Origin of the sequence: Trichocoleus sp. FACHB-40 (assembly GCF_014695915.1) — a bacterium.
In the GTDB taxonomy this organism is placed as follows: Bacteria; Cyanobacteriota; Cyanobacteriia; order Cyanobacteriales; family FACHB-T130; genus Funiculus; species Funiculus sociatus.
This window is the reverse complement of record NZ_JACJPF010000108.1, coordinates 1-26,608: the sequence shown is the minus strand read 5'-3', so window position 1 is coordinate 26,608 and position 26,608 is coordinate 1. Positions and strand designations below refer to the sequence as shown.

24 protein-coding genes and 2 pseudogenes are annotated in these 26,608 nt (G+C 43.6%); 7 read left to right on the top strand and 19 right to left on the bottom strand.

Going from position 1 to position 26,608, the window contains the following annotated elements:
• Positions 1-230: 230 nt before the first annotated feature.
• From H6F63_RS26535 to H6F63_RS26520, 4 genes are read right to left on the bottom strand one after another with little or no spacing between them, the layout of a single operon-like run.
• Positions 231-1,316, bottom strand: coding sequence for a P-loop NTPase (locus H6F63_RS26535; protein WP_190640314.1), 1,086 nt, complete (start codon positions 1,314-1,316; stop codon positions 231-233).
• Positions 1,309-2,277, bottom strand: a complete 969-nt coding sequence (locus H6F63_RS26530; RefSeq protein ID WP_190640313.1) for a HEAT repeat domain-containing protein — start codon at positions 2,275-2,277, stop codon at positions 1,309-1,311. The genes H6F63_RS26535 and H6F63_RS26530 overlap by 8 nt, the downstream gene beginning before the upstream one ends.
• A gap of 10 nt (positions 2,278-2,287) precedes the next feature.
• Positions 2,288-2,515 (bottom strand): ferredoxin family protein, encoded by a 228-nt coding sequence (locus H6F63_RS26525; protein WP_071958132.1) that lies wholly within the window; start codon positions 2,513-2,515, stop codon positions 2,288-2,290.
• 33 nt (positions 2,516-2,548) lie between these two features.
• Complete coding sequence (locus H6F63_RS26520) at positions 2,549-4,252, bottom strand: fumarate reductase/succinate dehydrogenase flavoprotein subunit (RefSeq protein ID WP_347276840.1); 1,704 nt, start codon at positions 4,250-4,252, stop codon at positions 2,549-2,551.
• A gap of 228 nt (positions 4,253-4,480) precedes the next feature.
• On the opposite strand from H6F63_RS26520, the gene H6F63_RS31215 reads away from it, so the two are divergent.
• Positions 4,481-6,517 carry a LysR substrate-binding domain-containing protein gene (locus tag H6F63_RS31215; protein ID WP_190640312.1) on the top strand — a complete coding sequence of 679 codons (2,037 nt, stop codon included), beginning with the start codon at positions 4,481-4,483 and terminating at the stop codon, positions 6,515-6,517.
• Between the two features lie 79 nt (positions 6,518-6,596).
• Here H6F63_RS31215 and H6F63_RS26510 read toward each other — a convergent pair whose 3' ends face one another.
• From H6F63_RS26510 to H6F63_RS31210, 5 genes and pseudogenes are all read right to left on the bottom strand, one after another.
• On the bottom strand, positions 6,597-7,385 hold the full coding sequence (locus H6F63_RS26510; protein WP_190640315.1) for an ABC transporter ATP-binding protein: 789 nt from the start codon (positions 7,383-7,385) through the stop codon (positions 6,597-6,599).
• Between the two features lie 89 nt (positions 7,386-7,474).
• Positions 7,475-8,362: an ABC transporter permease gene (locus tag H6F63_RS26505; RefSeq protein ID WP_190640311.1), complete on the bottom strand. Its 888-nt coding sequence runs from the start codon at positions 8,360-8,362 to the stop codon at positions 7,475-7,477.
• 56 nt (positions 8,363-8,418) lie between these two features.
• Positions 8,419-9,918, bottom strand: a complete 1,500-nt coding sequence (locus H6F63_RS26500; protein ID WP_190640310.1) for an ABC transporter substrate-binding protein — start codon at positions 9,916-9,918, stop codon at positions 8,419-8,421.
• A gap of 479 nt (positions 9,919-10,397) precedes the next feature.
• Positions 10,398-10,604 carry a hypothetical protein gene (locus tag H6F63_RS26495; RefSeq protein WP_190640309.1) on the bottom strand — a complete coding sequence of 69 codons (207 nt, stop codon included), beginning with the start codon at positions 10,602-10,604 and terminating at the stop codon, positions 10,398-10,400.
• 154 nt (positions 10,605-10,758) lie between these two features.
• Positions 10,759-10,902, bottom strand: a pseudogene (locus H6F63_RS31210) (CopG family transcriptional regulator); the annotation flags it as partial.
• On the opposite strand from H6F63_RS31210, the gene H6F63_RS31205 reads away from it, so the two are divergent.
• Both H6F63_RS31205 and H6F63_RS26490 read left to right on the top strand, forming a co-directional pair.
• Positions 10,902-11,132, top strand: a complete 231-nt coding sequence (locus H6F63_RS31205) for a DUF6745 domain-containing protein (protein ID WP_347276839.1) — start codon at positions 10,902-10,904, stop codon at positions 11,130-11,132. The pseudogene H6F63_RS31210 and the gene H6F63_RS31205 sit on opposite strands and share 1 nt — an antisense overlap.
• Positions 11,133-11,205: 73 nt before the next feature.
• Positions 11,206-12,174 carry a protochlorophyllide reductase gene (locus H6F63_RS26490; RefSeq protein WP_190640308.1) on the top strand — a complete coding sequence of 323 codons (969 nt, stop codon included), beginning with the start codon at positions 11,206-11,208 and terminating at the stop codon, positions 12,172-12,174.
• A 28-nt stretch (positions 12,175-12,202) separates the two neighbouring features.
• Here the strand turns inward: H6F63_RS26490 and H6F63_RS26485 are convergent, their stop codons facing one another.
• Positions 12,203-12,799 (bottom strand): hypothetical protein, encoded by a 597-nt coding sequence (locus tag H6F63_RS26485; RefSeq protein WP_190640307.1) that lies wholly within the window; start codon positions 12,797-12,799, stop codon positions 12,203-12,205.
• Between the two features lie 396 nt (positions 12,800-13,195).
• The gene (locus tag H6F63_RS26480) at positions 13,196-13,912 is read right to left on the bottom strand and encodes a hypothetical protein (RefSeq protein ID WP_190640306.1); all 717 of its coding nucleotides are present in this window, start codon (positions 13,910-13,912) and stop codon (positions 13,196-13,198) included.
• A gap of 540 nt (positions 13,913-14,452) precedes the next feature.
• On the opposite strand from H6F63_RS26480, the gene H6F63_RS29565 reads away from it, so the two are divergent.
• From H6F63_RS29565 to H6F63_RS26465, 3 genes are all read left to right on the top strand, one after another.
• Entirely contained in the window at positions 14,453-14,647 is a 195-nt protein-coding gene (locus H6F63_RS29565) for a glutathione S-transferase family protein (RefSeq protein ID WP_199298300.1), read from the top strand.
• Positions 14,648-14,713: 66 nt separating this feature from the next.
• Positions 14,714-14,959 (top strand): DUF433 domain-containing protein, encoded by a 246-nt coding sequence (locus tag H6F63_RS26470; protein ID WP_190640305.1) that lies wholly within the window; start codon positions 14,714-14,716, stop codon positions 14,957-14,959.
• Positions 14,959-15,135 (top strand): DUF5615 family PIN-like protein, encoded by a 177-nt coding sequence (locus H6F63_RS26465; protein ID WP_190640304.1) that lies wholly within the window; start codon positions 14,959-14,961, stop codon positions 15,133-15,135. Before H6F63_RS26470 ends, H6F63_RS26465 begins: the two co-directional genes overlap by 1 nt.
• 269 nt (positions 15,136-15,404) lie before the next feature.
• Here H6F63_RS26465 and H6F63_RS26460 read toward each other — a convergent pair whose 3' ends face one another.
• Positions 15,405-17,363 carry a WG repeat-containing protein gene (locus tag H6F63_RS26460; protein ID WP_190640303.1) on the bottom strand — a complete coding sequence of 653 codons (1,959 nt, stop codon included), beginning with the start codon at positions 17,361-17,363 and terminating at the stop codon, positions 15,405-15,407.
• 141 nt (positions 17,364-17,504) lie between these two features.
• On the opposite strand from H6F63_RS26460, the gene H6F63_RS26455 reads away from it, so the two are divergent.
• Complete coding sequence (locus H6F63_RS26455) at positions 17,505-18,197, top strand: glutathione S-transferase family protein (protein WP_190640302.1); 693 nt, start codon at positions 17,505-17,507, stop codon at positions 18,195-18,197.
• Between the two features lie 39 nt (positions 18,198-18,236).
• Here the strand turns inward: H6F63_RS26455 and H6F63_RS26450 are convergent, their stop codons facing one another.
• From H6F63_RS26450 to H6F63_RS26420, 7 genes and pseudogenes are all read right to left on the bottom strand, one after another.
• The gene (locus H6F63_RS26450; protein WP_190640300.1) at positions 18,237-18,812 is read right to left on the bottom strand and encodes a Uma2 family endonuclease; all 576 of its coding nucleotides are present in this window, start codon (positions 18,810-18,812) and stop codon (positions 18,237-18,239) included.
• Between the two features lie 63 nt (positions 18,813-18,875).
• Positions 18,876-19,286 carry a VOC family protein gene (locus H6F63_RS26445; protein WP_190640298.1) on the bottom strand — a complete coding sequence of 137 codons (411 nt, stop codon included), beginning with the start codon at positions 19,284-19,286 and terminating at the stop codon, positions 18,876-18,878.
• Positions 19,287-20,198: 912 nt separating this feature from the next.
• Positions 20,199-22,160: a TnsD family Tn7-like transposition protein gene (locus H6F63_RS26440; protein WP_190640296.1), complete on the bottom strand. Its 1,962-nt coding sequence runs from the start codon at positions 22,158-22,160 to the stop codon at positions 20,199-20,201.
• A gap of 2 nt (positions 22,161-22,162) precedes the next feature.
• Positions 22,163-23,602 (bottom strand): TnsD family Tn7-like transposition protein, encoded by a 1,440-nt coding sequence (locus tag H6F63_RS26435; RefSeq protein ID WP_190640294.1) that lies wholly within the window; start codon positions 23,600-23,602, stop codon positions 22,163-22,165.
• A gap of 107 nt (positions 23,603-23,709) precedes the next feature.
• Positions 23,710-24,733 (bottom strand): annotated as a pseudogene (locus H6F63_RS26430) (IS4 family transposase).
• 21 nt (positions 24,734-24,754) lie between these two features.
• Positions 24,755-25,363 (bottom strand): TniQ family protein, encoded by a 609-nt coding sequence (locus H6F63_RS26425; protein ID WP_190640293.1) that lies wholly within the window; start codon positions 25,361-25,363, stop codon positions 24,755-24,757.
• Positions 25,363-26,571, bottom strand: a complete 1,209-nt coding sequence (locus H6F63_RS26420) for an ATP-binding protein (RefSeq protein ID WP_190640291.1) — start codon at positions 26,569-26,571, stop codon at positions 25,363-25,365. Before H6F63_RS26420 ends, H6F63_RS26425 begins: the two co-directional genes overlap by 1 nt.
• Positions 26,572-26,608: the final 37 nt, after the last annotated feature.

The following is a 26,608-nucleotide window of genomic DNA, read 5'->3' as shown; positions in this document are numbered from 1 at the left end:
AGAACAGTTCTTCTAGACTAAGCATGAGGGCAAACAGGGCATGAAGTTTTTGCATTTTCAGCCTATCGGGTTTGCCCCTTTCTTGTCTCAATCCTTATCCCGAACTCACGTTAAATATACAAGATGAGTGCAGACTAGCAGAAATAAGTAAGTAGCTTACAAGCAGTTAAATGCCTCAAGCCTAAAGAGCTTTTGGCTTCTGCAAAGCAACACTAAATGCATTCAAAAAATTAGCAAGTTAGAACTTCAGAGGGGCGAAAAGTCGTCTCGATCGCCTCAGCTATTTGTACAAATACCTGCCCGACTGTGGAACCTGGATGCGCTAGAGTCAAAGGCGTTCCCGTATCCCCACCCATACAAATACTAGGGTCAATCGGAACCTGTCCCAGTAAAGGGGCATGGAGTTCTGTCGATAGCTGCTGCCCTCCACCACTCCCAAAAATCGGAGTGCGATCGCCACAATGACCACAGATTAAATAGCTCATATTTTCGATAATGCCAAGCACGGGAATGCCGACACGACGAAACATATGGACACTGCGGCGAACATCCGAAACCGCAACTTGTTGGGGAGTCGTCACTAAAATTACGCCACAAATCGGACTTTCTTGCACAATCGTAATTTGAGCATCGCCTGTGCCAGGAGGCAAATCAATCAGCAAGTAATCCAAGTCTCCCCATTCCACCTCCTGAATAAACTGAGTCACAATTTTGTGTAAGACAGGCCCTCGCCAAGCTAGGGGATGATCGGGTTCTGCCAGCAGTCCTACTGACATGACTTTGATACCGTGGGCTTCTAGGGGAAGAAACTTTTGACCGTCGGGTGTATCAATAACTTTGATATCTGCTTGTCCCAATCCCAGCATTTGGGGGACGTTGGGGCCATATACATCCGCATCAAGTAAACCTACCTTCGCCCCCTGCAAACTCAAAGCGGCGGCTAAATTAACAGATGTTGTTGATTTGCCTACACCTCCTTTGCCACTGGAAATTGCCAACGTTGTTCTCACACCAGGAATGGTGCAGAGTTGAATATAAGTTTTCTTACACCAAGTTATGGGCGAAAGTGCCGATTGAATGTCTGTTTGCAACTGATGCTGATGTTTACCAACATAAAGACGTAGATAAATATAGTCATCCACAACCCGCAGATTTCGTACCATCCCTAAGCTAACGATGTCGTTTTCGAGGATGGGTTCAATCACTTGCTTAAGACACTGGACAACTTCTCGTTGCCGAGATTCATTTACTGGATCAGGAGTGGCAATTTCCTCTATTGAACGAGTTTGCCGAAAGGGAGATTGATGGCTAGGCATTGGATATCTCTGGTGTGAAATTCTGGATCGTCTGAATTGCTCGTTGTGCGTAAATACACACATCTTTGTCGGGATCGTCCAGGGATTGCTGGAGTGCATTCAGGGCAGTTGGGTTCTTTAGGATACCGAGTGCGATCGCTGCATCTCGACGCACATCAGAATACTCATCTGCCAACGCTTTCACTAACGCAGGTAAGGTTTGATCGGCAGGTGTTTTCTGCAAAGCCTGAAGCGTAAACTTCCGCACCTGCCAATGCTCATCTGCCAAAGCCGTTTCTAAAGCCGGAACTGCCGCAACATCGGCGTGGAGTGCCAACGATTTTGCCGCATTGCGTCGCACCTGCCAATCTGCATCATCAGTGAGTGCTTGACAGAGACTGGGAACCACTTCTGCATCTATTAAATGTCCTAACGTCAGGGCAGCAGAACGCCGCACATTCTCATCGGGGTCAGACATTAAGGCGATCGCTTCTTGACAGCGTTCCACTTGATTGAGATAGCGTAGCGTTGTCACTGCCGCTTCCCGTAACTGAGCATTTTCCGACTCAAAGAACGGCAGCACATAGGGCAAAGACTGAGCATGGTGAATCTTCCGCAACAGAATTAACACATTCAGTTGCATATTCACGTCATCTCGATGCAAGGCATCCAGCAGCAGCAACAGGTGATCGGAGGTGACTAATTCGCCCAAGGCGGATAGCGCTTCTTCCCGAATCTCCTCATCATTTGAAGCCAGACATTCCACTAAAGCCGGAACCGCCTTGGGATTAGCTAACTCCCACAGTGCAGTCACTGCTAGCTTTTGCACAGTCATACTCTCATCTTGTAAGGCTGCAATCAAGGGTTCCAGAGCATCTTCATCACCCAAATGTTGCAGCATTTTGATGGCAACTAGGCGATCGCTTTCGTCGGGCGATCGCAGCATTTCCAACCATTGGTTCAATTCAGTATCTACAGACATCTTCACTCCTCTATCGCAACAAAAAGGGAATTTGAACCGTAATTGCGTTGGTGGGACATTCCTTCTCACAAGGCAAGCAAAACCAGCACTCGTCATACTTCATATAGGCTTTGCCCGTTTCTGGGTTCTTCGCTAACACATCCAGCGGACACACTTCAATGCAAGCGGTACACTTTTCTAAGCATTTCGATTCATCAACGATCACGGGTACATCCACCCGTTGCATAGCTAAAGCCATAACTCTTCCTCTGTTTGCTACAAATTGACCGACTTAGCGCACCGCCACGTCATAAACTTCTCGTTCAATATCAACGTCCACCACATACGGCTCAACTGGACGCTTGAACAAAGCCATTTCGCCTGATTCGTCTTTCTTGAGATTGACGTGGCAGAACCATTCTTCATTGTTCTTGTCGGGATAATCCACGCGGTAATGGTATAGTCCCCAACGGCTTTCCCGACGATACAGCGAGGCGCGTGCTGCCATCTCAGCACAATCGCGGATAAAGTGAACCTCCATGCAGCGCATCAGTTCATGGGGGTCGCGTGCTCCCATCATCTCTAGGGTTTCGTGATAGCGAACAAAGTTTCTCAGCCCAATTTCCATTTTGTGGTCTACTTTGGGGGGCTGTAGATAGTCATTGACCAATCGCCGTAATTTGTACTCTACCTGCGTATGTGGCACTCCATTCGGGTTGTTCAACGGCGCATAAATCCGTTGTTTTTCCGCCTCTAAAACATCAGGATCGGGTTCAATATGCTCTAAACCTTCGATATAATCCACGGCATTCGTACCCGCCAACCGACCAAATACAAACGCTCCAATCATGTAGTTGTGGGGAACACTTGCCATGTCGCCTGCGGCATACAACCCCGGCACCGTCGTCTCCGCCTTCTCGTTCACCCAGACTCCGGAAGCACTGTGACCGCTACACAAACCAATCTCAGAGATATTCATCTCCACGCCATTCGTGCGGTAATTTTCGCCTCTTCCTTCATGAAATCGCTCTCGGCTGGGTCGTTCATTTGACCATAGAATTGACTCAATTTCTGAAATGGTGTCTTCATCTAAGTGAGTCATCTTCAGTTGAACCGGACCTTTACCAGAGTTCAACTCCTTCCAGATTTCCAGCATCATCTGACCGCTCCAGTAGTCGCAACTAATAAAGCGGTGTCCTTCTGCATTGGCGGTGTAAGCGCCAAACGGACTCGCTACATAGGCACACGCAGGGCCGTTATAGTCCTTCATCAGAGGGTTAATTTGAAAACACTCAATATTCGTGAGTTCTGCGCCTGCGTGATACGCCATTGAGTAGCCATCGCCGGCATTTGTGGGGTTTTCGTAGGTACCGTAGAGATAGCCAGAAGCAGGTAAACCTAAGCGACCGCAGGCTCCTGTACACAGAACGACTGCTTTTGCCTGAATCACGACAAAATCGCCGTTTCGCACGTCAAACCCTACTGCTCCAATAGCACGTCCGTCCTTGACTAGAACACGAGTTGCCATCACCCGATTCGTGACTTTGGCTTTGTGGCGCTTTACCTGTCGGGTCAAAATTTGTTTTAGGTCTTTTCCTTCGGGCATCGGTAGCACATATTTGCCCACGCGATGCACTTGCTTCAGGTCGTAATCGCCGTGAATGTCTTTTTGGAACTTGACGCCCCAGCTTTCCAGTTCTTGAATGACTTCAAAACCTAATTTTCCAGTTTGATAGACGGCTTTTTGATTGAGAATGCCATCGTTGGAAATCGTAATTTCGCGAACATATTGCTCTGGGGTAGAATTACCAGGAATGACGGCTGTATTGACCCCATCCATACCCATTGCGATCGCTCCACTACGGCGGATATTCGCTTTTTCTAAAATCAGCACTTCTCCGTCAGGATTTGCCTGTTTTGCCTTAATGGCTGCCATTGTTCCAGCAGTACCACCACCGATGACAAGAACATCGGTCTTCATCCATTGAGTATCCACTCGTGACTCCTCTTCAGTTAGCAAAAACTTTTATAACTTTGTACGAATAAATTCACTAAGTCCGCTTTTTTACCTTTTTTTATATTAGAGAAGAGAATTAAAAGTTACAAGCTTTTTTGTAACCAAAAATACCATCTACTCATTCGCGTTTTTTATGATTTTATAAATTAGCTTTATTCATTCATTAAGCTGTAAAATAAAAATTTCAATCCGGGGGGGTTAGAGAACGTGGAGGTTTATCAAGTTAAAGTATTTCTGGAGGTAGCTAGGCATCTCAGTTTTACTGAAGCCGCTGATGCTCTAAATCTTACTCAGCCTGCGGTTAGTGCCAAAATAAAATCTTTGGAATCTGAGTTAGGAACTGACCTCTTTTATCGTCTAGGGCGTAAGATTCAGTTAACAGAGGTGGGGCAATTTTTATTTGAGGAAAGCCCAAGACTGATTGAAGTTGAAAATCAACTGATTGCTAAAGTTGAAGAAATAAAAAAAGGGAAATCTGGCAATCTTAAAATCGGCTGCACAGCCGCGATCGCCAATGGATGGCTACCTGACATTCTTTTCCAGTACCGTCAGCAGTATCCTGGGATTCAGGCTCAGTGTGTCGTATTTGATTCGGCTGAATTTCTATATCGAGCCATTACCAGCAGTCAGATTGATTTAGGAATCTCAAATATTAGTTTTGCAGAATTTTCTGAAATTTCAGCAACCCCAATTGCTCCAATTCACTATTCTTTAGTCGTTGCGGCGAATCATCCTGTAGCGAAACACAGCTGGTTGAGCTTGAAGGAGTTGCAAAAGGAGCGATGGGTGATGCTAAATACTGGCTCTCCTAGTCGTTTAGTCTTTGAATCTCGGATAACTGAATTAGGAATGAGCCTTGAGGAATTTTCTCAAGTTGAAACCGTTGATACTCTGAGTTTGATGCGAACCTATATGATGCAGGGGCATTATTTAGGATTTGCTTCTAACTTTGAATTTAAATCTGAATGTCAATCGGGAATGCTCGTTGCAATTCCCCTGCAAGAATTTGCCTTATCCGGTAATGTGTTTCTATTGTTACCCAAACGATTAAGTCAATCAGCGATCGCCTCCGGTAGCGCACAAAGCGCGATCGCACACTCATCATCGCAAAATCGGCGATCGCGCAACTCAAACCCGATGCAAAAGTTTATTGCTCTTGTTGAGAACCGTCAAGAGCAAGAGCCAGCCTCTATTCGCCCTCATGCAACCCCAGTGCGTTTGCGATCGCCTAGCCTAATTATCCGTTCCAACCCCCTACAACGTCCTGAGACAATCGATTTAGCGATCGGTATTCAAAACAGCACGATTCCAATGGTAACGGCAGGCTTAGTGATTCAGCGCTTAGGCTTACTGGAACACTTCTTACCCAGAGAAGGGCGATACAGTTCCACCCAGTATCGCATCCACTGGTGCGATTTTTTAACAGGAGCACCGATTATTCAAGGGTTACACTCCGGACAATTAGATATTGGCGTTTTAGGGGATTATCCCTTGTTACTGAGTGCATTACAGCAAAATAATTCCGGTAGTGAAACTCGACAAACGCGCCTCGTTAGTTTTATTTCGACGAATCCTGATGGTTCCTGTAATGCTGTGATTGTACCAAATAAGTCCAATCTGCAAAGCATTGAAGACTTGCGAGGAGGTGTAATTGCGGTTCCCTTCAGTTCTTCTGCACATGGGATGGTAATGCGATCGCTTAATTCTGCGAACTTACTTAACGAGGTTAGGCTTGCTTCCCTAGAGAATCCCAACATTACTCAGCCCTTTGGCTATTCAATTCAAGCAGATGGGTATGCCCACTTTGCTCCCTTTCACGATATTGCTTATCGTCAAGGCAAGTTTCGTTATTTGCCAGGTGACAATTTGAATATGTTACCGGCTTTTCATGGTGTGGTAGTGAGTGCAGAGTTAGCACAACAGTATCCAGAAGTTGTAATCGCTTACCTGAAAGCCTTAAGCGCCGCCCAATACTGGTATGCCATTACTCCTTCTGCCCTCTCTCTAATCAGCCAGTGGACTAACTTGGATGCCGAAATCGTCTCCCAAATTCTCAGCAGTGTCTACCACCAGAATCAACCTGGGCGCTTTTTCTGCGAGATGATGATTCGTCCCGACTGGATTACTCAACACATTGCCCAACTGCGTCTAGTTCCCGGAAATGAAGGACTAGAGACAATTAACCTCGATCGCTGGATTCAAACAGAATTTCTGCATCAATCTCAGAACTTAAGCAGTTGGTAAAAGGGACAACAAAGGACACGCCAAGCAGCTATCGAAAGCAACACACTTGTACGAGCAGTACAAATACGGTTTGCTTCAATCAACCCAACTCCATACTCTTAAGAGTTTCTTCGCGAATCAATTCAAAGACTTGCCGATTAAGATTTACAAAATCCGGTGAAAGCATCGTATCTATATGGCGGGGTCGATCGAGATTGACCACAACGGTTTCTTTGATACGCCCCGGACGAACACCCATAACCAGAATGCGATCGCTCAAAAAGATGGCTTCTTCAATATCGTGGGTAACAAAAATAACGGTGGATTTCAAATCACTCCAAATGTTCAGCAACAATTCCTGCATCATGTGCCGAGTTTGTGCATCCAATGCTGCAAACGGTTCATCCATCAATAATACTGAGGGCGAATTTACAAGCGCTCGCACAATGCTTGCACGTTGTTGCATTCCTCCTGATAGCTGATGGGGATAAGAATGACGATACTTATACAGCCCAACTCGGTTTAAGTAATCATTGACCAATTCAGTCCGCTCTACTCTGGAAATACCCCGAATTTTCAAACCAAATTCTACGTTCTCAAAGGTGGTTTTCCAAGGTAAGAGCGAGTATTGCTGAAATACAAATCCCCGATCAGCTCCGGGTTTTTCGACGAGTTGCCCGTCTACCAATACCCGTCCCTTCGTTGGCTTCAGAAAACCAGCAATCAAGTTTAGAATTGTTGACTTGCCACAGCCCGATGGTCCCAATAAGCAGACAAACTCACCAGAATTAATCTTAAAGCTCGTTGATTCTAGAACTAGCAAAGGCCCATACTGGTCTCGTCGCTTAAAGACAACAGATAAATCTTCAACCTCAACTGACCCTTTCATCAAGGCGCTAACATCCTTTTCTGCTAGGGTTGCCACAACCTTTAAACCTCCAAAAATAGGCAATTTCAATCTTCATTTCATTGATAAAACTAGATGCTCTGCTTTTTCATTACTCGCCAAGGCATGAGCAACTTCGTCAAGAGATCGACAATCAGTGTGCTCACCAAACCCATCAAACCAATCAGCAGCATTCCCATCACGATCGGTGGATAATTTGATGTAACATAAGACTCCCAGGTTAGATAACCCACCCCAAACCGACCCGCCAGAATTTCAGCTGTTACCAAACAAAACCAGGCATTTCCCATACCAATAACCAAACCGCTGGCAATGTTGGGCATCGCTCCTGGCACCACAATATCCTTAAAAATGTGCCACTGTTTAGCCCCCAAACACTGCCCTACTCGCAGCAGCACTATATCGGTACTTTCTACTCCCCGAATTGTGCTGATCAAAATTGGGAAGAATGCGCCTAGAAATGTGATGTATACCATCCCTGACTCTGCATTGGGAAACATGAGAATTGCCAGCGGTATCCAGGCGACGGCGGGAATTGGTCTGAGCAACTCCAACGGAATGAAAAGCAAATCTTCAATTTGCCGAAACCAGCCAATCATGATGCCCAAGCTAACGGCCAGAATAGCCGCAATTCCAAATCCCAGCAAAACTCGTTGAAGACTGGCAGTAATATGCACAGCCGCATTGCCAGAAAAGAATTCAACCGTTGCATTCCAAACTTCAACTGGAGAGGGTAAAAAGGTAAAATTGATGAAGAAATTGAATTGAGTGACGCACAAAAGCTGCCAGATCCCAAAGAATAAAACAATGGAAATGGCTCGCTTTAAATTGCGACTTTTGAGCAGTGCCAGACTTATAAGCGCTAATTTTGACAAGGAGCGCTGCTGCAAAAATTTGCTACTCAGTACACTGTACTTCTCTCCTTTTGTCTTTCGTGCTGATTTTGGAGATACAGCCATTACAAACCTCTCATTTGAATCAACATAGTTCTATCGTTGCGATCGCTCCCCTTCATTCATCGCGCAACCGCTAAATCCTTTGACTGCGTATTTTTGGCATAAAGCTGTTGCAACTCCTGGAAGCTTGCAACCTTTGCTCCAGCTTTACCAGCAAATGTTTGTGCATCTTTTTCTAGTAAGAACGCAGATACCTGGTCGCCATTCCGAACATAGAACGAATTTTGGGCGAATAACTTCCAACCTTTGTCGCGATCGTGTACGAAGGCTACAGCCGCTGTCTTGCCCTCAGACTTAAGCTGTTGCAGCTTTGTCAGCATATTCTTGATTGAGGCAAAACTGAGGACTTTATCTTCTCCTTCTACCCAAATCTGCGCTGCTAGTTTTGAATCTTGAATCGATTCTTGAGTGAGTGCATCATTGCCACGAATCAAATTATCTGCAAACTGTGCTACATCTTGTTCGCTAATGTTGCTCTCTTTGAGAGCTTGTTTCAAGTAGCTGTCATCCGTCCAACTTACAACGTCATCTGGCTTCACGCTGGCATCTAATTTTCCAATCTGCTTCAACGTCGTTACGCTATTTTTGAGCGCAGTAATTTGGTAGGGTTGAATTCTCGGATCGAGCTTTTGAATACCCGATGGACCGAGGAACATATAAAAGATTTCTTTCTCAACCCCTGTCCATTTCTCTAACTTTGCACTAAGGGCTTCTGGTTGTTCCCGGAAACGCTGATTCGCCTCCAACATTGCCCTTAGATAAGCCACCACAATTTCGGGATTTTCTTTCGCAAAGTCCGAGCGCACTACAACTCCATGAAAGGTTGGAGTTGCCGTTTGTGCACCATCGTAAATCTTGCGAGCAAAGCCTCTAAAGGGAAACAACTCACCATAGGGCACAAAATCCGCATGAGCATCGATCTGACGGCTCCTCAGGCTGCTGCCGCCTACTTCTGGCGATTGACTCACTAACGTCACGTCTTTCTGTGCATCAATGCCTTCATTCTTCAGCGCCCGCAGCAGCATCCCATGCGCTGACGTACCGAAAGGAACTGAAATGGTTTTCCCCTTCAAGTCTGCTAGTTTTTTGTAAGGTGTATCGGTGGGAACAACAACCGCATTTCCGGCTCCAATCGGGCTGTAGGCAAGAGATGAGATCAAAACAGTTTTGACGCCATTGCCTTTCTTCTGAAATGTCGTCAGGTTAATCGTTGCCGGAAAGTCCGCCATGTTGCCGATATCAATTTGATTTGCCAACATTTTGTTGGTAATTGGTGGAGCTGATGTAGAGCTAGACCACTCAATTTTGTACTCAACATTTTGGTATTTACCTGTTTTTGGCAGATACTTCTCCAGTAGCTTTTCTTCTCGGATGACTGCACCACCTGTCACAGTGTTAATGGTCTGATCTTGGGTTCCTATTGCAATCCGAATCACTCTTTTGCCAGAAGAACCATCTGAAGTATTTGCAGAGGTGTTACCACAAGCGCTGGTAAAGGTTAAGGAAACAACTACCAGCGAAAAAGCAATACTCTTTAAAGACAATAGTTTGATATGCATACGGCTCTATTCCTGCATTGAATTTGCTGCCCCACTCGTTTCGCTCAAATCATGTTGGAGCAGTAGTTAACTTAATCTACGGTTTGTCGGTCGGAATACGGTTATTTCAACAGGATGCCACAGTCAAACGCCGAAGACAAGACATAAACTCCGGTTTATCGATAGAGTTTTTGTATTTATAGATAGATTTCTTTAATTAAAGCTGCCAGATTTGGCAACTCCCGGTGGAGAGAAGCACCTTTTTATATGCTGGCTATAGCTCTCAATGCCTATTCAACCTGCTTTACCGACAGATGCCTTCAGGCGTTAAATACGAGATTTCGGCGCACCAAAATTGTGGTCAACTCAGTTCCGCCCGTACCAGCAAATCATGCTAGAGATAGATGCTGCACACATTGCCAAAGGCGTTTTGTGTAGATATTAGATATCTTTACTAGCAGTAGAGTGACATAAGAGGCATGGAGGGAAGGACACTAAGGTTAAGAATGATTGCGATCGCTCACACACGAGCATCTACCCACCCACACCAAGAGCAGTCCCAATTTACTGAGGACGGGTTCTTCATCCCAAAGGGCATCTAACAGCAGGGACACCTGCCCGTAAACATTGAGTGATATATCCAGCAGCCTTAGCTTTGACTCTAGTGTGAATCGTCCCTGAGGCATGGGCAACTGGTCTACCGTCATAAGTTGGTTGCTCCCGCACGGGATCGTCATCAACAAACCTCATTCCCTTTTGTGCCCACAGTTCAAGAGGTTCAACAGAGGGTTGAAAGTACGAGACAGCGATCGCTACATCTAAACCTTATCGCACTATTACAGTATTGCAGTAATGCAGTAATTAATCTTCTACATCTTGCAGTGCTACATCTAAAAGCATTCTGACGATTTCGGCTTTCTTCTTACCAGTTCGCGCTGCCAGAATTGATAACTTTCTGTGCATGGATTCGGCTAGGTCTACCGTGAGCCTGATTATAGTTTCCTTTGCATCATGACAGCAAGAAATGGCAAGTTGTTCAACAGCTAATTCAAAATTGTGGTTTTTTGTTTCTATACGAAAAAGTTTGTATTGTCTGCGATCGCCCTTGCAAACTATCTTTTGATGAAGAAAATTTACTTCATGCCGAAGGAGAGCCAGCCCTTCAATTTGTAGATGGTTACAGTATTTATGCTAATCACGGTAGATGTCTTTTCGAGATACCCCTCGAAAACTAAGAGCTGATGACCCAGTGGTGTAAAATCCTAGATCCTAGAGACAGTTAACGGCGGTCAACGGAGTCTAAACACAATGGAACAGAATCGTAAACCAACGGTTGTAATCACGGGTGCCTCCTCAGGGGTTGGTTTGTACGGTGCAAAAGCGCTTGCCAAAAAGGGATGGCACGTAGTGATGGCTTGTCGAGATTTGGATAAGGGGAAAAAAGCTGCTGAAACGGCGGAAATCCCCCAAGACAGCTACACCCTCATGCAAATTGACCTAGCTTCTTTGGAGAGCGTTCGCCAGTTCGTGAATAACTTCAGAGCCAGCGGCAAGTCCTTGGACGCTTTGGTGTGCAACGCCGCAGTTTATCTACCTTTATTAAAAGAACCTATGCGGAGCGCCGAAGGTTATGAACTGAGTGTGGCGACGAATCACCTGGGTCATTTCCTGCTGTGCAACCTGATGTTGGAGGATCTAAAAAAATCCTCTTATCCAGATCGCAGACTCGTGATTTTGGGAACTGTGACGGCAAATCCGAAGGAGTTAGGAGGTAAGATTCCGATTCCAGCGCCTCCAGATTTAGGGAATCTCCAAGGCTTTGAAGCAGGTTTTAAAGAGCCGATTGCGATGATTAACGGCAAGAAGTTTAAACCCGGCAAAGCTTACAAAGATAGCAAACTGTGCAATGTTTTGACTATGCGGGAACTGCATCGGCGCTATCACTCTGCAACAGGCATTACCTTTAACTCTCTCTATCCGGGATGCGTTGCAGATACGCCCCTATTCCGCAACCACTATCCTCTATTTCGGAAAATCTTCCCCTTGTTCCAAAAGAACATTACCGGGGGATACGTGTCTCAGGAGTTGGCGGGGGAAAGGGTTGGGGCAATTGTTGCCGATCCTGAATACAAGGAATCCGGGATGTATTGGAGTTGGGGAAATCGCCAGAAACCAGGTCGTCAGTCTTTTGTGCAAGAGGTTTCTGACGAAGCCAGCGATGATAACAAAGCTCAAAAGCTGTGGGATTTGAGCGCTAAGTTAGTTGGAGTAGCGTAACCAAGACTGTGGGTTAGCGAATTATTGGTCATTGTTCAATATAGCTATTTGGTTTTGATGTTGTCTGCCGAAACATCAAAACCAAAGCTAAACCTTTAATCGCAGCACTAATAGGAGGTAGAATCATTGCCCCGCCTAAAGCAGAAATTGGAATCCACCAACCCGCTCTCGAAATCTGCCGCTTCAGCAACAACCATTGTGCAGTTCCAACAATTGCTTCATTTATTGCGCCTATCTTAAATAGGTTAAAAAGGTCATACCAACTACTTATACCAAATGATAGAAAGTCATTAAAAAAATGAGATAGTGCGTTTGTAGATATAGGGTAACTTGCTAGCACACATACTGGCAAAGCTACAGCTCCGCCTATAGCAGACGCTGCAATCCACAAACTTGCTCTCTTAATTCGCCCCTTCAGCAACAACCATTGAAAGAATCCCAAAATAGCCCATACAACAGTCCAGCCAAGGGGAAATCCATTGGCGGTAAAACCTCCAGTCAAAAGTGTTACAAAAAAGCCAGCAACAATCCCAAGCAAACTACCTATAGTAGATAAAGCAATCCAGCTCAACAAAAACTTCCATTCCCCAGTGTTTGGCATTGCGAAGTTAGAGGAGTTATTCATAGACTTCTGTGAAAAAATTTAGATTAAGATTTTAGCTGGTTTCCGCCGGCTGCGTGTATTAAATACATATTTATTTGCCTATTTGTCAAATTGTTGATGGTCGCAACGAATTGTCACACAACCAGGTAGAAGTATTGGTTTCAAGCTTTCTATAAAAGTGCTTGCACTCAACAGCAGCTTACTTCACGTCGGAACTAGACCAGCTCGGCAGAAATAACCCACCAGTAAAATTCTCCCGCAGCTTCATCAACTATGTGAGGGGTGGGCAGTAAAGCTGATTGTCATTCTTTAAGTGCGTATTTTAGGCATAGGAAATAGCCTCAAAGCGAATGGCTTTGAGGCTATTTCCTTCAAACTGTTAATGGAAGTGGGACGATCGCAGCTTTTTTATGGCTGTTACTGACCAGAACTATCTGTACTATCGGCACCAGCGTTTTGTGGGCTGCTGCTGGATGTTGTACCTGTTTCTGTTTCAGTTGATTCGTCTTGAGCTGGAGTGCGATCGCTCTCACTTTCGGACTGTGTGGGAGCAGTTTCCGTAGAGGGTGCTTCTTGAGCCGCAGGCTGTTTTGGCTGAGAACTGGGAACAGTAATGTTGATGTCTGGTGCTGGTGCTGGTGGTTGAGGTGCCGGAGCTTGCTTTTGAGGAACTGGAACCAGAACATCCCTAGTTCTTTCAATAATTGTGGTTTCTTGTTTAGGAGCTTGCTTCGCTTCAGGAGCTTGCTTCGCTTCAGGAGCTGGCTTGGCATCTGGTTGTCTAGGAACCACAATATTTGGGATAACCGGAGCGGGTGCCTCATTCCCTTGGTTTAAAAAGAACCAAGTACCAGCGGCTAAGCCGACCAGCGAAGTCAGGAGCAAGCCAATTACTAAGCCACTCGCGGCATTGTTGTTATCCCGAACAGCTAAATTCTCTTCTTGGTAGCTGCGCTCGGAGACTCGACCGTTAACGTAACCATCCCGGTAGGAGTCAGAGTTAGACTTAACAACGCCATTATTAACCGTTTCTTCTGTTCGCGTTACGTTGGTGTGAGTATGACCGTTAGCGTCATTGTAAGAATCCTGACGAACTTCACGGTTATAAGTTTGGCGGTCATTTTGATTAGCCATAGTTGTTGATAAACTCCCAAAAAAATGTAGATAAATTAAAACTTTGAAAGTCTGTCGGTGTGACGCGCTTTCTTTCAAAAAAGAATTCTTAGCTTTGTTGTAGTTTGATTCGCTACTTATGCTTGAATTGTTTTCAGAATAACTTCTGCAAACGCACCAACGGCTCTATCTCAAGAGCGGATTCTTACTTCTATCAAAGGACTGAATGTTTCAAGAACTGCTATAAGCTATTAGCGAAAGCTGATAAATATAGAGCAAACTTAATAAAGCGAAACTACTTTCAATAAAATGGGTATCTTTACTAAATCTTCATTTTTATATGAGCAATCTTTACTGAATATTTATAGATAAAAGAAACCACTTATGCTGAGTATTAAGCCGTTTGTAGGCATGAGCGTTTATAGATGAATGGCATTGACATGAAGAGAAATGCGAGGATTTGTAGGTTCGTTCCATGCGACTAAGCGTTACCCAACATTTCAAAGGGTTTAGCTGGGTTCGTCACACGAAATCGAGCCTACGAAGTTCAGGCTTAAGTCAGTGACTCATAGTAAAAATCAAGCCGTAACCAGCAACGGTAGCGATCGCGTCTGGGAATCCACTATCATCAACGAGTATCTAGATGAAGTATTCCCCGAACCGCCATTAATGCCAAGCGAACGGGGAGAAAGAGCGATCGCACTCCTCCTCTATTCCAAGCACCAAGACACCGAGGGCAATATTCTGCCAAGGTGACAAATAAATTAGCACTGGACAAAAGTTAAAATCAAAAGCAGAGTTTACCATAAAGTTTAAGTAAACATGGACTGGCGAGAATACATTCATTCTGACTCCAAAATCCTGCTAGGTAAGCCAGTTGTGAAAGGAACTCGGCTGTCAGTAGAGTTCTTGCTTGGGTTATTTGCTGTAGGATGGACAGAACAACAAGTATTGGAAAATTACCCTTCGCTAACTCCTGAGTCACTACGAGCAGTGTTTGCCTTTGCTGCTGAGTGTATGCGTGAAGAATCCTTGTATATTCTTCCACTCGCATCCGAGGCGGTTTGATGCGGTTTTTGGCAAATGAGAACTTCCCTGGTAATAGTATTAGGCGTTTGCGAGAAGCTGGTTATGATGTCGCATCTGGAAGCGCAGACTCACAAGGATTAGAAGATGCAGAAGTTTTGAATCTGGCTGTTAGTGAAGAGCGAATTGTACTCACTTTTGATAGAAGAACCTGCTGAACACTTGCTATATCTGCTAAATGTAGAAATTCTATTTTTCGAGGAAGATTGGCAGTTTTAAAACGCACTCAATTTCGTCAGAGTCCACTACTATAGATTGCATCTTGATGGAGTTCCTAAAAGTTAAGAACCTGCTGTCATCGCTTCTTTAAGTCGTTTCTTTATTGGTAAAGATTTCCTGATTATGGCTTAGCTCAAAAACTTCTCTTAGTATTAACGCAAACAGAAATTACACAGGCAATTCCCTACAACTATGGACAAGTAACCACTTACTCTAAAGTATCGCGAATATAACCATACTTGTCCCCAACTTTTACCACGGCTAGCCCTTCGGAAAATTGATAAGCCTCAGTAAATTGCGATTGTATTACAACATTACCACTTTGGTTAATGTAGCCCCACTTATCGCCAACTTTCACCACTGCTAGCCCTTCGGAAAAGTTACCAGCACCCGCAAATTGCGGCTGTACTACAATATTACCACTTTGGTTAATGTAGCCCCACTTATCGCCAACTTTTACCAATGCTAGCCCTTCGGAAAAGTTACCAGCACTCGTAAATTGGGGCTGTACTACAATATTACCACTTTGGTTAATGTAGCCCCACTTATCGCCAACTTTTACCAATGCTAGCCCTTCGGAAAAGTTAACAGCACCCGCAAATTGCCGTTGGATTACGAAATTACCACTTTTGTCGATATAGCCGTCTGCCTTTTCCTGCGTTCCTACCACTGCCAGTCCTTCGGAAAAGTTAGCAGCGAAATCAAATTGTGGCTGGATTACAACGTTGCCGTTTTTGTCTATATAGCCCCACTTGCCGCCAATCTGGACTCGCGCTAGTCCTTCGGAAAAGTTATCAGCATGAGCAAATTTCCGCTCGATCACAAAGCTCCCAGTCTTGTCTATATAGCCAAAAGTGCTAACTACCCATACTCGAGCCAGCCCTTCGGAAAACTTTTTAGCAGCATTTTTAATAAATTGCGGCTGGATCGCGAAGCGTCCGGTCTTGTCTATGTAGCCCCGGTTCTGACCTGAAATCCACACTACAGCTAGTCCTTCAAAAAAAGGCTCAGCTTCATCAAATTGCGGCTGAATCACTATGTCACCGCTTTTATCAATATAGCCCCACTTGCCGTCAACCCTCACTCGTGCTAGCCCATCGGAAAAACTATCAGCAACATCAAATCGAGGCTGGATTGCCAAGTTTATAGTCTGTGGCGATACAGATGGGATTTGTGATGAAGATGGTGTTGGTGTTGATACAGGAGAACTGGTTACTGGTGGCAGGATTGAAGTTGTTGGGGATTGTTGTGGTGGAGATTGAGGGCGATTGAGTAATGCAATAGTGGCAACTACTCCTATTCCTAGTCCGCCTACCCCAATTAAAACTCCCCAAAGTATAGATTTAGATTTAGAGGGCATGAGAGCTTCCAATGCCTCACCTGCTGATTGATAGCGCTGCTGGAAATTGTAACGTACCATTTTTTCTAAAACTTTGGCTAGCTTGTCGCTCACGTTTGCCTGATTCCGCCAGATGGCTTCACCATTGGGATCATCTGGTAGTTGGTCAGGTGTTAATCCTGTAAGGGCTTGAATACCAATCATCCCCACCGCATAGACATCGCTGCATAGTCTTGGCTTGCCCTTTGCTTGTTCACTCGGCATATAGCCAGGAGTGCCAATAGCAATGGTCGGAGTCACCTGACCTTGGGTATTAATTACCAAAGTTCTGATTTTCTTGACTGCCCCGAAGTCGATCAGCACAATCTTGTCATCTTTGCGGCGACGCATTAAATTTTTGGGGTTTATATCGCGGTGAATGATATTCCCCTGATGGACAAACGCCAAAATTTCTAGAACCCCCTGCAACAGTTTAACAACCTCATTCTCACTCAACTTCTTGCCAGGAGTGAGTTCTTTGGTCAAATCATGCCCATCAACGAATTCTTGAACTAAATAGAATTCTCTATTTTCTTCAAAGTGGGCAAAAAGTTGGGGAATTTGATCGTGGTTGCCTAATTGGTACAGAACTTTTACTTCATCATCGAATAAGCGTCTAGCAATGGGCAAAACTGCTGGATGAGGGTTTTTCGGCTTGAAATGCTTGACGACACACTGAGGATTACCAGGTAAATCCCTATCTTCAGCCAGGTAAGCGTCTCCAAACCCGCCACTTCCTAGCTGTTTGATAATTTTGTAGTGATTCCGGAGAGTTGTTCCGACAAGCATAACATTGACGTGATCGCGATGGTGGTTGGCATCAATTCTGGCACAATGGTCTGACTATATGACAGATGTGCGATCGCATCCTCCCCACAAACTCAGCCTTTACAGGTGACAATCAAGCTATAACTAGCAAAGGATAAAGTCATGACTAAAGTAGAAATCTATAGCGCAAGCGTGTGTCCCTATGCCCATCGGACGCGGTTGGCGCTGCTTGAGAAAGGTGTAGAGTTTAAACTAACTGAGATTGATTTGCAGAATAAGCCGGAGTGGTTTGCAGATATCTCGCCTTATGGCAAAGTTCCAGTAATTAAATACGGTAGCGATCGCGTCTGGGAATCCACTATCATCAACGAGTATCTAGATGAGGTATTCCCCGAACCGCCATTAATGCCAAGCCAACCGGGACAAAGAGCGATCGCACGTATCTGGATTGATTTTGCTAATGTCAAATTCGTTCCTACTTTCTACAAATTACTGTTAAACCAGGAACCAGAAAAACAACAGGAATCAGCAGAAATGTTACGCAATCATCTGCTGTTTATGGAGAATGAAGGAATTGGCAAAATGTCAAGCGGTTCGTATTGGTTAGGAGAATCCCTCGCCCTTGTCGATATCGCCTTTTATCCTTGGTTTGAGCGTTGGAGTGTACTGGAACACTATCGCGGTTTTGTCTTCCCGGCTGAATGTGTGCGGCTTCAGAAATGGTGGGATGTGATGAGCGATCGCGACTTAGTGCAAAGCATCAAACACACCGCAGATTTCTACATCGAGCAATACATACAATACGCCAATAACACCGCTTCCGGCATCACTGCCAAGGAAATGCGGCAAAACTAAAATTTGTCAAGTTAAAAGACATAAAAAAAGAGCGATCTCTTAATTCAAAATCTGCGTCAAATCCAGCACAAATCCTGGTAAAACATCCTCACCTGACAAGCTAGTTGGAGATTGCAGAACTTCGACATCTTGCCCTGGACGATAAATTGCCACTCGTTGATTTTGAGGATCGATTAGCCAGCCCAAACGCACACCGTTGTCAATATATTCCTGCATTTTTTGTTGTGCTGTCTTTAAGCTGTCAGTAGCAGAGCGCAATTCTACAGCAAAATCGGGAGCCATTGGGAGAAATGTTGCCGGATCTGGGTTCAGGGCTTCTAATCGTTCCCGACTCACCCAGGAAGCATCAGGAGAACGATTTGCACCATTGGGAAGCTTGTAACCTGTTGAAGAGTCAAAAGCCAACCCTGTACCATCAGCATCAGCCCAATTGCCTAAACGCTGCGTCACTCTGCTATTCCGGTTTCCAGTTCCCCACCCCGTCGGTGGCATGATAATTAATTCTCCTTCAGCCGTGCGCTCAAGACGCAAATCTTGGTTATTGATACACAGTTGGAAGAACTGCTCATCTGTTAACTCAATGGCGGGGCTTAAATTTAGGATAAGGGCAGTCATCGGTTGCCTCTCGCTCTCGCTAATTGTAGGGTAGCACGGGAAGAAAAAGAAAGCGATCGCTACCTATGGAATATTAGGCATATGAACTAATTCCAATTTAATTCCATCTGGATCTGCGAAGAAAACGGCGTAGTAACCAGGCGCATATTGGTTATATTCCGCTGGCGAGTCGAGTATGGTAGCACCCATTTCTACCAGCAATTTATAAAGATTGTCTACCTGTTCGCGACTGTCGGCGTTAAAGGCAAGATGGTGCAATCCAGGCGAGTAGCGATCGTGAATTTTATTATCAGAGTTAGGATTAGCTGAGTAAATCAAAATTGCTCCAGCATTTTCTAACCACCACATAGTAAAAGCATCAGTTTTCTCCACCTGTTGATAGCCCATGAATCTCAAAACAGAGTCATAGAAAGGCTCTGATTTTTCAAGGCTGCTAACCGTCAAACTCAGATGATTTACGCTACCGAAGGCCATACAAGACTACCGTTGTTCAAGTGAACAACGGTATTATATAATATCTGCCGACTTAGTAGAGGAAAAAAGACGCGATCGCTTACTTCAAACCTTACCTAAATTTCATTCCAATCTATTGACGAAAAGGGAATTTTGTGCAATTTCAAATTTTAGCGATTGTACACAGACAATAAAGTTCTTTACTGGTGACGCCTGAATCTCTTACTCTGTCGTTCCAGCTTGAAAAATAAAGTTCTTAAGTGAAACCCCTTGCTCTTTTGTCCATGCTGGGAGGCAAACAATAAAGTTCTTAACTGTCACATAGTAAATTGATTCCACTGGTTGGATATAACGGGTCTAAAAGTCTTATCCTTATTATAAATATTGTGGAATAATCAAAATAAATAGAAAAAACTAGGTGCATCGACAATCTCCAGTTATTTGGCAAGAGTCGAATCACATCCTCACAAATAAAAACTAATAATTGGAATTAATTATAAGCAGTTTTTAGTATTGGTAGTATTAGCAGAAAAAAGGCATATAGGGAAACAGGCAAAAATTGAAAAAAATAAAATTCGGATTATTGCTCTTGGTGAAACTAACAGGAGAATAAATAATTGTCGTCCCGCCGAACTGCTGTTCAACACATGATATATCCTGTGAAACTATTTCGACTGGCCAGTAATAGATTCCCTCTGGCTCGTCACCTATATAGTCAGGGAATTATGGCAGTTTGTGGGCTGGTTAGATTAGGACTCCATAAATTAGTATTCTTAACCATTAATACTCAATTTTCCTCTCCTTAAATTGATTTCCTCCTTTTATACCTATCACGCCAGTTTTGATTTTTTTCTCGTTGAATGCCTGAAAACACTTATTTTCTCGTAGGTTAATGTAGGGCTTATCTATTGAATCTGAATCCGCAAAACCCATTCACACTAAGCAGTTGTGATTTGCGGATGCGTCTAAAGATTTCAATGCAACTGTGATTGCCTCTTTCACCTGCGGCACTTCTGCCAAGTCAGGCCGGATGCCAGCTTGACGCAATAACTGCCAACGTGTTGGATACACGTTCTCTTGCCGGAAACACTTGCTAGCCCATTGAATCCGGCGAACTGCAAACTCTTCGCGAGTCTCAGCCAACTCTTCTAAAGCCTTTGTTGTTCGCGGCAGCTTGTCTTTTTGCTGTTCAATCAGTTTGAGTTGTCCCAAATCGCTAGCAATTGCCGTTTTTGTTAGTTTCACAGGGCGTCCTGGAGAGGTTTTGAGACCTTGGGCTGAGAACTTGGCCGCAGTGGCGAGTTCGTGATCTCGTTTCTTCCAGTCCACTTGAGGAGAAAACACGACTCTTGTCTTGCAAGGTGGCAGATGAGCTTTAAGCCATTTTTTGTCATGCACATATAACCAAGCGTGGATGCGCTGAAACATCCGCTCCAACGCAGTCCGTCCTATATGAGGATTTTCTTTAACCGCTTCAAGCCATGCCATTCGGTAGCTTTCTAACTTGCTTGGTTGAGTTACCTGACCGTTTTGAGTATCACTCAATAACTCTCCATTGATTTTCGCTACTCTAGCGGTTGGCCCTGGTCGAGGAAAAGAAAGCCCTAATCGAAGTGCTTGACGTTTAACAGTTTGGTAATCAACCCTCAAGTGCTTGGCAATCTCCTCGACACTGACTGTTGGATTCTCCCAAAAATTCTTTAAAGTCCGTTCCCATACTTGCCCGTAAGACTTCACTTTGCCAATCCGAAATCGGTCTTCTGCTGAAGAATCAGAACCCAGTCGGGAGTAAGTAAAACCACAGGTACAGCTAAAAGTACCTGTGATTCGACTGTGTTGCTTGTCGTAAGTAACTTGACATTCCTGTATGGATAGCTGTTGGAACTGTTGACAAACTGGATTGAGGCAGGGCCAGGGTTTTGAGCCGAAGGGCTGGAAAGCGTCACCAGGAGAGTCAGGAAGTTGGAAAAATTCCTCGGCTGTGTATCCTAGAAACTGGATTAGCAGCAGATGGTAAAGAGGATGTCGTGCCTGTTTAGGTGAGCGCACCAGACGAAATAACCAATTATTTTTGTCTTGCTCGTTGGGGACACACTGTAACCTTTTTAATAAGTCATAGGAATAATAACTTTTAAATGCCTTCAGCAAGGCACTGACACGAACTTTTCCCTCTCGACTTGCCAGGTTAGGCTCAGTTAGTAACCAGAGGTAGCGAGCGCGTATGAATTCAAGACCTGGAACTAATTCGCGCTGCTTCAATAGCCAAGCCGCATCTTGGGCAATCCTCAAAAGAACGTTGTGGCAGGGGTCAGATGGATTTAGTAGGCGTGGGGATGTTTTCTCTATCGCTTGGTTGGCAGAGATCAGTTCGTAACGGCTTCTTTTAGCCTGTGCCCGTACCTTGCTGTTTTCTAAAAAGACGTGATGGATTGGGCAAACTTCTACACCCGGTACTTGGTGGAGGCGATGCCAGTAGCGACCACCGTCAAATTGTTTCTGATCTTCCTCGCTACATAGAGGACAGAACCGCAACCATTCCGGTAAACAAATGCAGCTACCTGTAATCCCAGAGCGCATCTGAGCCAGAAGTCCGTTGTCGCCTTCCATGTCTTGCCGCAAACAACTGACTCGATCCGATGGCAGGAATGGGCTGTAAAAGGGTAATAATGTATGGTTATCAATTAGCTGCTTAACTGCGTAACCATGCCCTCTTGGTAAGGCGTCTATTAAAATATTCAGGCGAGAAGGCAAGTCAACTATGGCAGAGGCTGTTATACTTCCAAACAAGTCTTGAACCACTGACTTATTACTTGGATACTGAACTTGATCAGCGTATCGGGCACAGATGCTGTAAAACAGTTCGTCAGGATAAGGTTCGGGGAAAAAAACAATCATCCTCACACTTCATGTAAATTTCTAGAATCATTGACTGATGATTTTTCTGCATCACTAACAGCAGCTCTTGAAACTAAAGATTCAAGAGCTGCATCAATTGCTTCTTTGACCTGTTGTACTGCTATAAGCCGTGATTGTGAAGACAGCTTAGCTCGGCGCTGCAACTGCCACTGCGTTGGACATATATTCTTTTCCAGGAAGCCTTTTGCTGCCCACTCAATTTTACGAACAGCAAATTCTTCGTGTGTTTCAACCATTTCAGCTAAAACTTTTGCTGTTAACGGAAGCCTATCAATCTGAGTTCGCAATGAGCGATATTTACCTGTGTCTCTACCAATCTGTGACACCGTTACACGTATAGGGGATGCAAGATTGCTTCTAATATGTACTGCCGCAGCCTTTACTTCTGCCGCCAGTTCAATGTCACGCTTTTCCCAATCCACTTCTGATGACGGCAACTTTTTTCCTTTTTTACTTGCAGGAGGTGGCAGATGAGTTTCTAACCAATCAGGACAATTCCTTTGAAGCCAAAGATAAGTAGATGAGCATATTTCTATGAGTTTTGATCGTGATAATAAGGGATGCTGTTGCCTAACTTCTAGGAAATTCTTCTGATGCTTCTCCAAAAGATTGAGTTTTTTCGTTTCAGGATTTGAATTTGAACGATAATAAAGAAGATTAGGAGTTAATTGGGTCGATTTTTCAGAACCAACTCTTGGAAATGTTAGTTCCAGCAAAGCTGCTTGACGTTGGAGAGTAATCGGACGAACTCCAAGCTGTCTTGCTATTTGATTGAGACTAATTGTCTCATCATCCCATAACCTTATCAAAGTCAACTTCCAAAGTGGCCCATAAATTCTTGTATATCTTGACTTCTGCAATTTGTCTTCAGCACTAGCATCTGGGCTTTTTTGAGAGTATGTGAAACCGCAGATACACTCGAATGTACCGACAGGCTCACTGCGTTTTTTGTGATTGGGTGTGAGCTGACATTCTTTAATCACTGGCTGTTTGAAGTGTTGACACACCCGATTAAGGCAGGGCCAAGGTCCATCTCCAAAAGGTTTGAATTTAGTAGGAAGTTTCAAAACCTCTTCAGCCGTATATCCTAGAAAATTGATTGTTAGTAAATGACGAATAGGATGCCTTATCCTGCTCTTTCTACGAAATAGATCTAAAAGCCAATGATTACTGCTCTGTTCGTTAAACTCACATTGAAGCAGTTTTAAAATTGTAGGAGAGTAGTGGCACTTAAAGGCTTCTATCAGTTCATCGTGGAAGACCTTACCTCTGAATGTAGAAAGACCACGCTCATACAAATTTTTAACATAAAAATTATGTAAATAATCATTACTTAAAGACAAGTTTTGCTGCCTCAAAAGCCAATCAGCATCACGAGAAATCTTGAGAAGATTTTCATGGTCTCTCCCTGATAGATCCAATGGATATGGTTTAATTTCACTTATTGATTGTTCAGCAGCAGAAATGTTGAATGCTGATACAAAACTTTACATAGTTAGTTGCACTAAGTCTAAAAAGCCTAAATTAGTCAACATAACATCATCTCCTCAAACCAATGGACATAACTGATTTTTTGACACATACAACATTGTAAATAGCGAAATTTATCTAATAGTGTATGACCCCATTGTTCGGGAATACATAAAAGCTGTAAAATTAGATAAGCTATCAAACTAACGTAAATTTGTATAGTAATACCATTGACGTTTTTAGTAATTAATTTGTCAAGTTTTAAGTGCATCTTTAAAAACTTCCATAATAATTCAACTCCCCAACGTAATCGATAAATATCCCTAATGTCATCATCACTAACTGCTGCATCCCCTGCTGCTGGTAAATTAGTTACTAAACGGAATTCACTTCGGGTTTCCCGATCACAAAAACTAATCACTCTATATGCTTGAGCATTGTTAGATGCACCAATTTTCACTAATTCATTTGACTCGTGAAATTCTAGTTTCCAATTGTTTTTTATCCGCAAAACAAAGTATTTTTTTTTCTTGTACTAAGTCTTGAATGAATTTTAATCCCGCAAATCCCCTATCCATTATGCCAACAGCATTTGTTGGTAAGCTAGACATTATTTTTGCACCGAAATTATAATCATGCTTATGCCCAAAATTGATGAAGTTATCTTCAAGGCTCCCTGTAGATAAATTCAGAGAACTAAAAAGTTTAACCTGATTATGACCCAGAAACCACAACAATTTACTTGTTAAAGTAATAATCGTTGAATCAATTGGACAAATAGCATATTCACCATGTATTTTTTTATGGGGTTTCTTCTGCACTAACTTATTCAATTTCTGATAATTTTCTTGAAAAGGTTTCTGGCTCCGGTGAGAACTCGCCTTAGAAAATGTAGAAATATCTACTTCAAACCCTGTATTGTTTAATCTTTTAAATAAATCCCGCATACTCGTTAAGCTGTTATCCAGGGCATAAGATAGCCAACACTCAAAGAACAGACGACTGTTTAACACTGGATAATCATTTTTTGGTAGTCCTCTCAGGACACCTTTGACAACCTTCGGAAATGAATTTATAATCATTATCAACAGATATACTTAGATTTATAGCCCAAAATATAACAGATTTTGGGCTATTTTTATCGAGGCTTTCTTAACATTCAACATTTCTGGTTCAGCAAAAATAAAGTTGTATCTATTGCTATTGTTTCGTCTTAACACTCCGCTGTTCATTACTGCAACTTGATGTGTTGGACAAAGCTCGACACCTGACACTTGATGTAAGCGATGCCAGTAGCATTCACCAAATTGTTTCTTATCTTCTTGGACGCATAGAGGGCAGAATCGTAGATAAGTAAACATTTGTATATGACCTGCTAAGAGTCCCAAGTGTCCATAACTAAATTGCTGGTTACTTCCTCTCATCTCCTCCCGAATTAAGCTGATTAGCTCTCGCGGAAAGAACGGACTGTAAAAAGGTAGCAGTGTATGGTTATCAATCAAGCGGTCAACTGTGTAGTAACCTCCTGGTGGTAAAGCCGTAACCAAATCATTCAGGTACCCTGGTAGTTCTACTCCTGCCGCAATACGCTTATTCCCAAACAGTTCTTTAACTACAGATTGCTTATCTGGATACTGCATTCGCTCGGAGTATCGCGCACAAATACTGTAGAGCAGTTCATCTGGATAAGGGTCAGGAAAACATGAAATCATTAAGCCATAATCTCCAAAAAGTGTTCATTGATGGGTTGAATGTAACCAGCCTCTAGGAGAGCTTCATAAGCTGTAATGCTAGATCGTTTCCCATCTGAAAGAATATTAATCAAGTTTTTTTCCCCTTCTGAGTTTTTGGGATGTTTATTTGAATCCTTCCTAGTCTTTCTGGGAGAATCATTGAAAACATTTGTCTGACCTGCTATCGACTCTTGCTTAAAAAAATCAGAGTTTTGCTGTTGGACTTGCTCCTGTTGCTCTATTTTGTAATTAACTAACCTTTCAATAGTTTCTGAGGAAGGAGTGGGTAAATCATCTAGTGATAGTTGCTGCTGCTCTTCTTCTATGAATTCGTCAATATTAATTGGACGGACATCTTCACAGTTTCTAAGCTTGTCCATGTTTCCTGCTTTCAGGGCATCTAGAACTTCCCTCGCCGTGCGTAGACAATCTTTAGCCACTGACTTGATAATTCCTACTGTCAGTTTCTCCTTACCAGTCGAAATAGCTCGTGTCTGCGCCAACATGAAAACTTTGATCGCAAAGTCAGTAATTCCTTGACATTCGTAGTAGAGAGCATGACTCAACTCAGGAGTTCGTTGGCAAGGTTTGAGTATATACTGATATTGCCAAAGTGCATCAGTGAATATCTCCCAGTCGTCATCCTCCTCCATTCGATCCCAGATAAAATCTCCCTGCCCCGTACCTCGACGGATTTGACGAAATTCACTCCCTAAAACCGACCAAGCTTTGTAAGTTCCTACTAGAACTACAGAAAGACCGATAGTATTAATCAGTTGAACGAAGAAGTCGAGAATTTTTTCGTAACCACCGACATTTAATTTAGTCAATCTTTGGATTTCATCGATCACCAGTACTCCAAGATGGACATTTGAAGCAGCAAGAGCCACGTAGGGCATCAATTCATTGACTGTTTTGCGACCATTGTTAGCATAATTTTGGTAATATGACGTTCCTAAAATGTCATCAACAGCTTGAAAGAAGTTGAGACATAAACCTTTAATTGAGCCATCAGCGGGACATTCCAGTATGAGCCACACTAGCTGCGTGTTGGTATTATTTTGGTTTCGGTAGCGATTGTGATAGATGACTTGAGGATAGAGGTCTAGGAGGGAGCATCCCGGTTTTGTAAAACTACTATCAAGAGAGGATAATAGGTAGAGCGTCAACAGAAGTGTGAACTGCATTCGTAGGAGGAGCGGCTATGACCCCTGAACAAAAGGA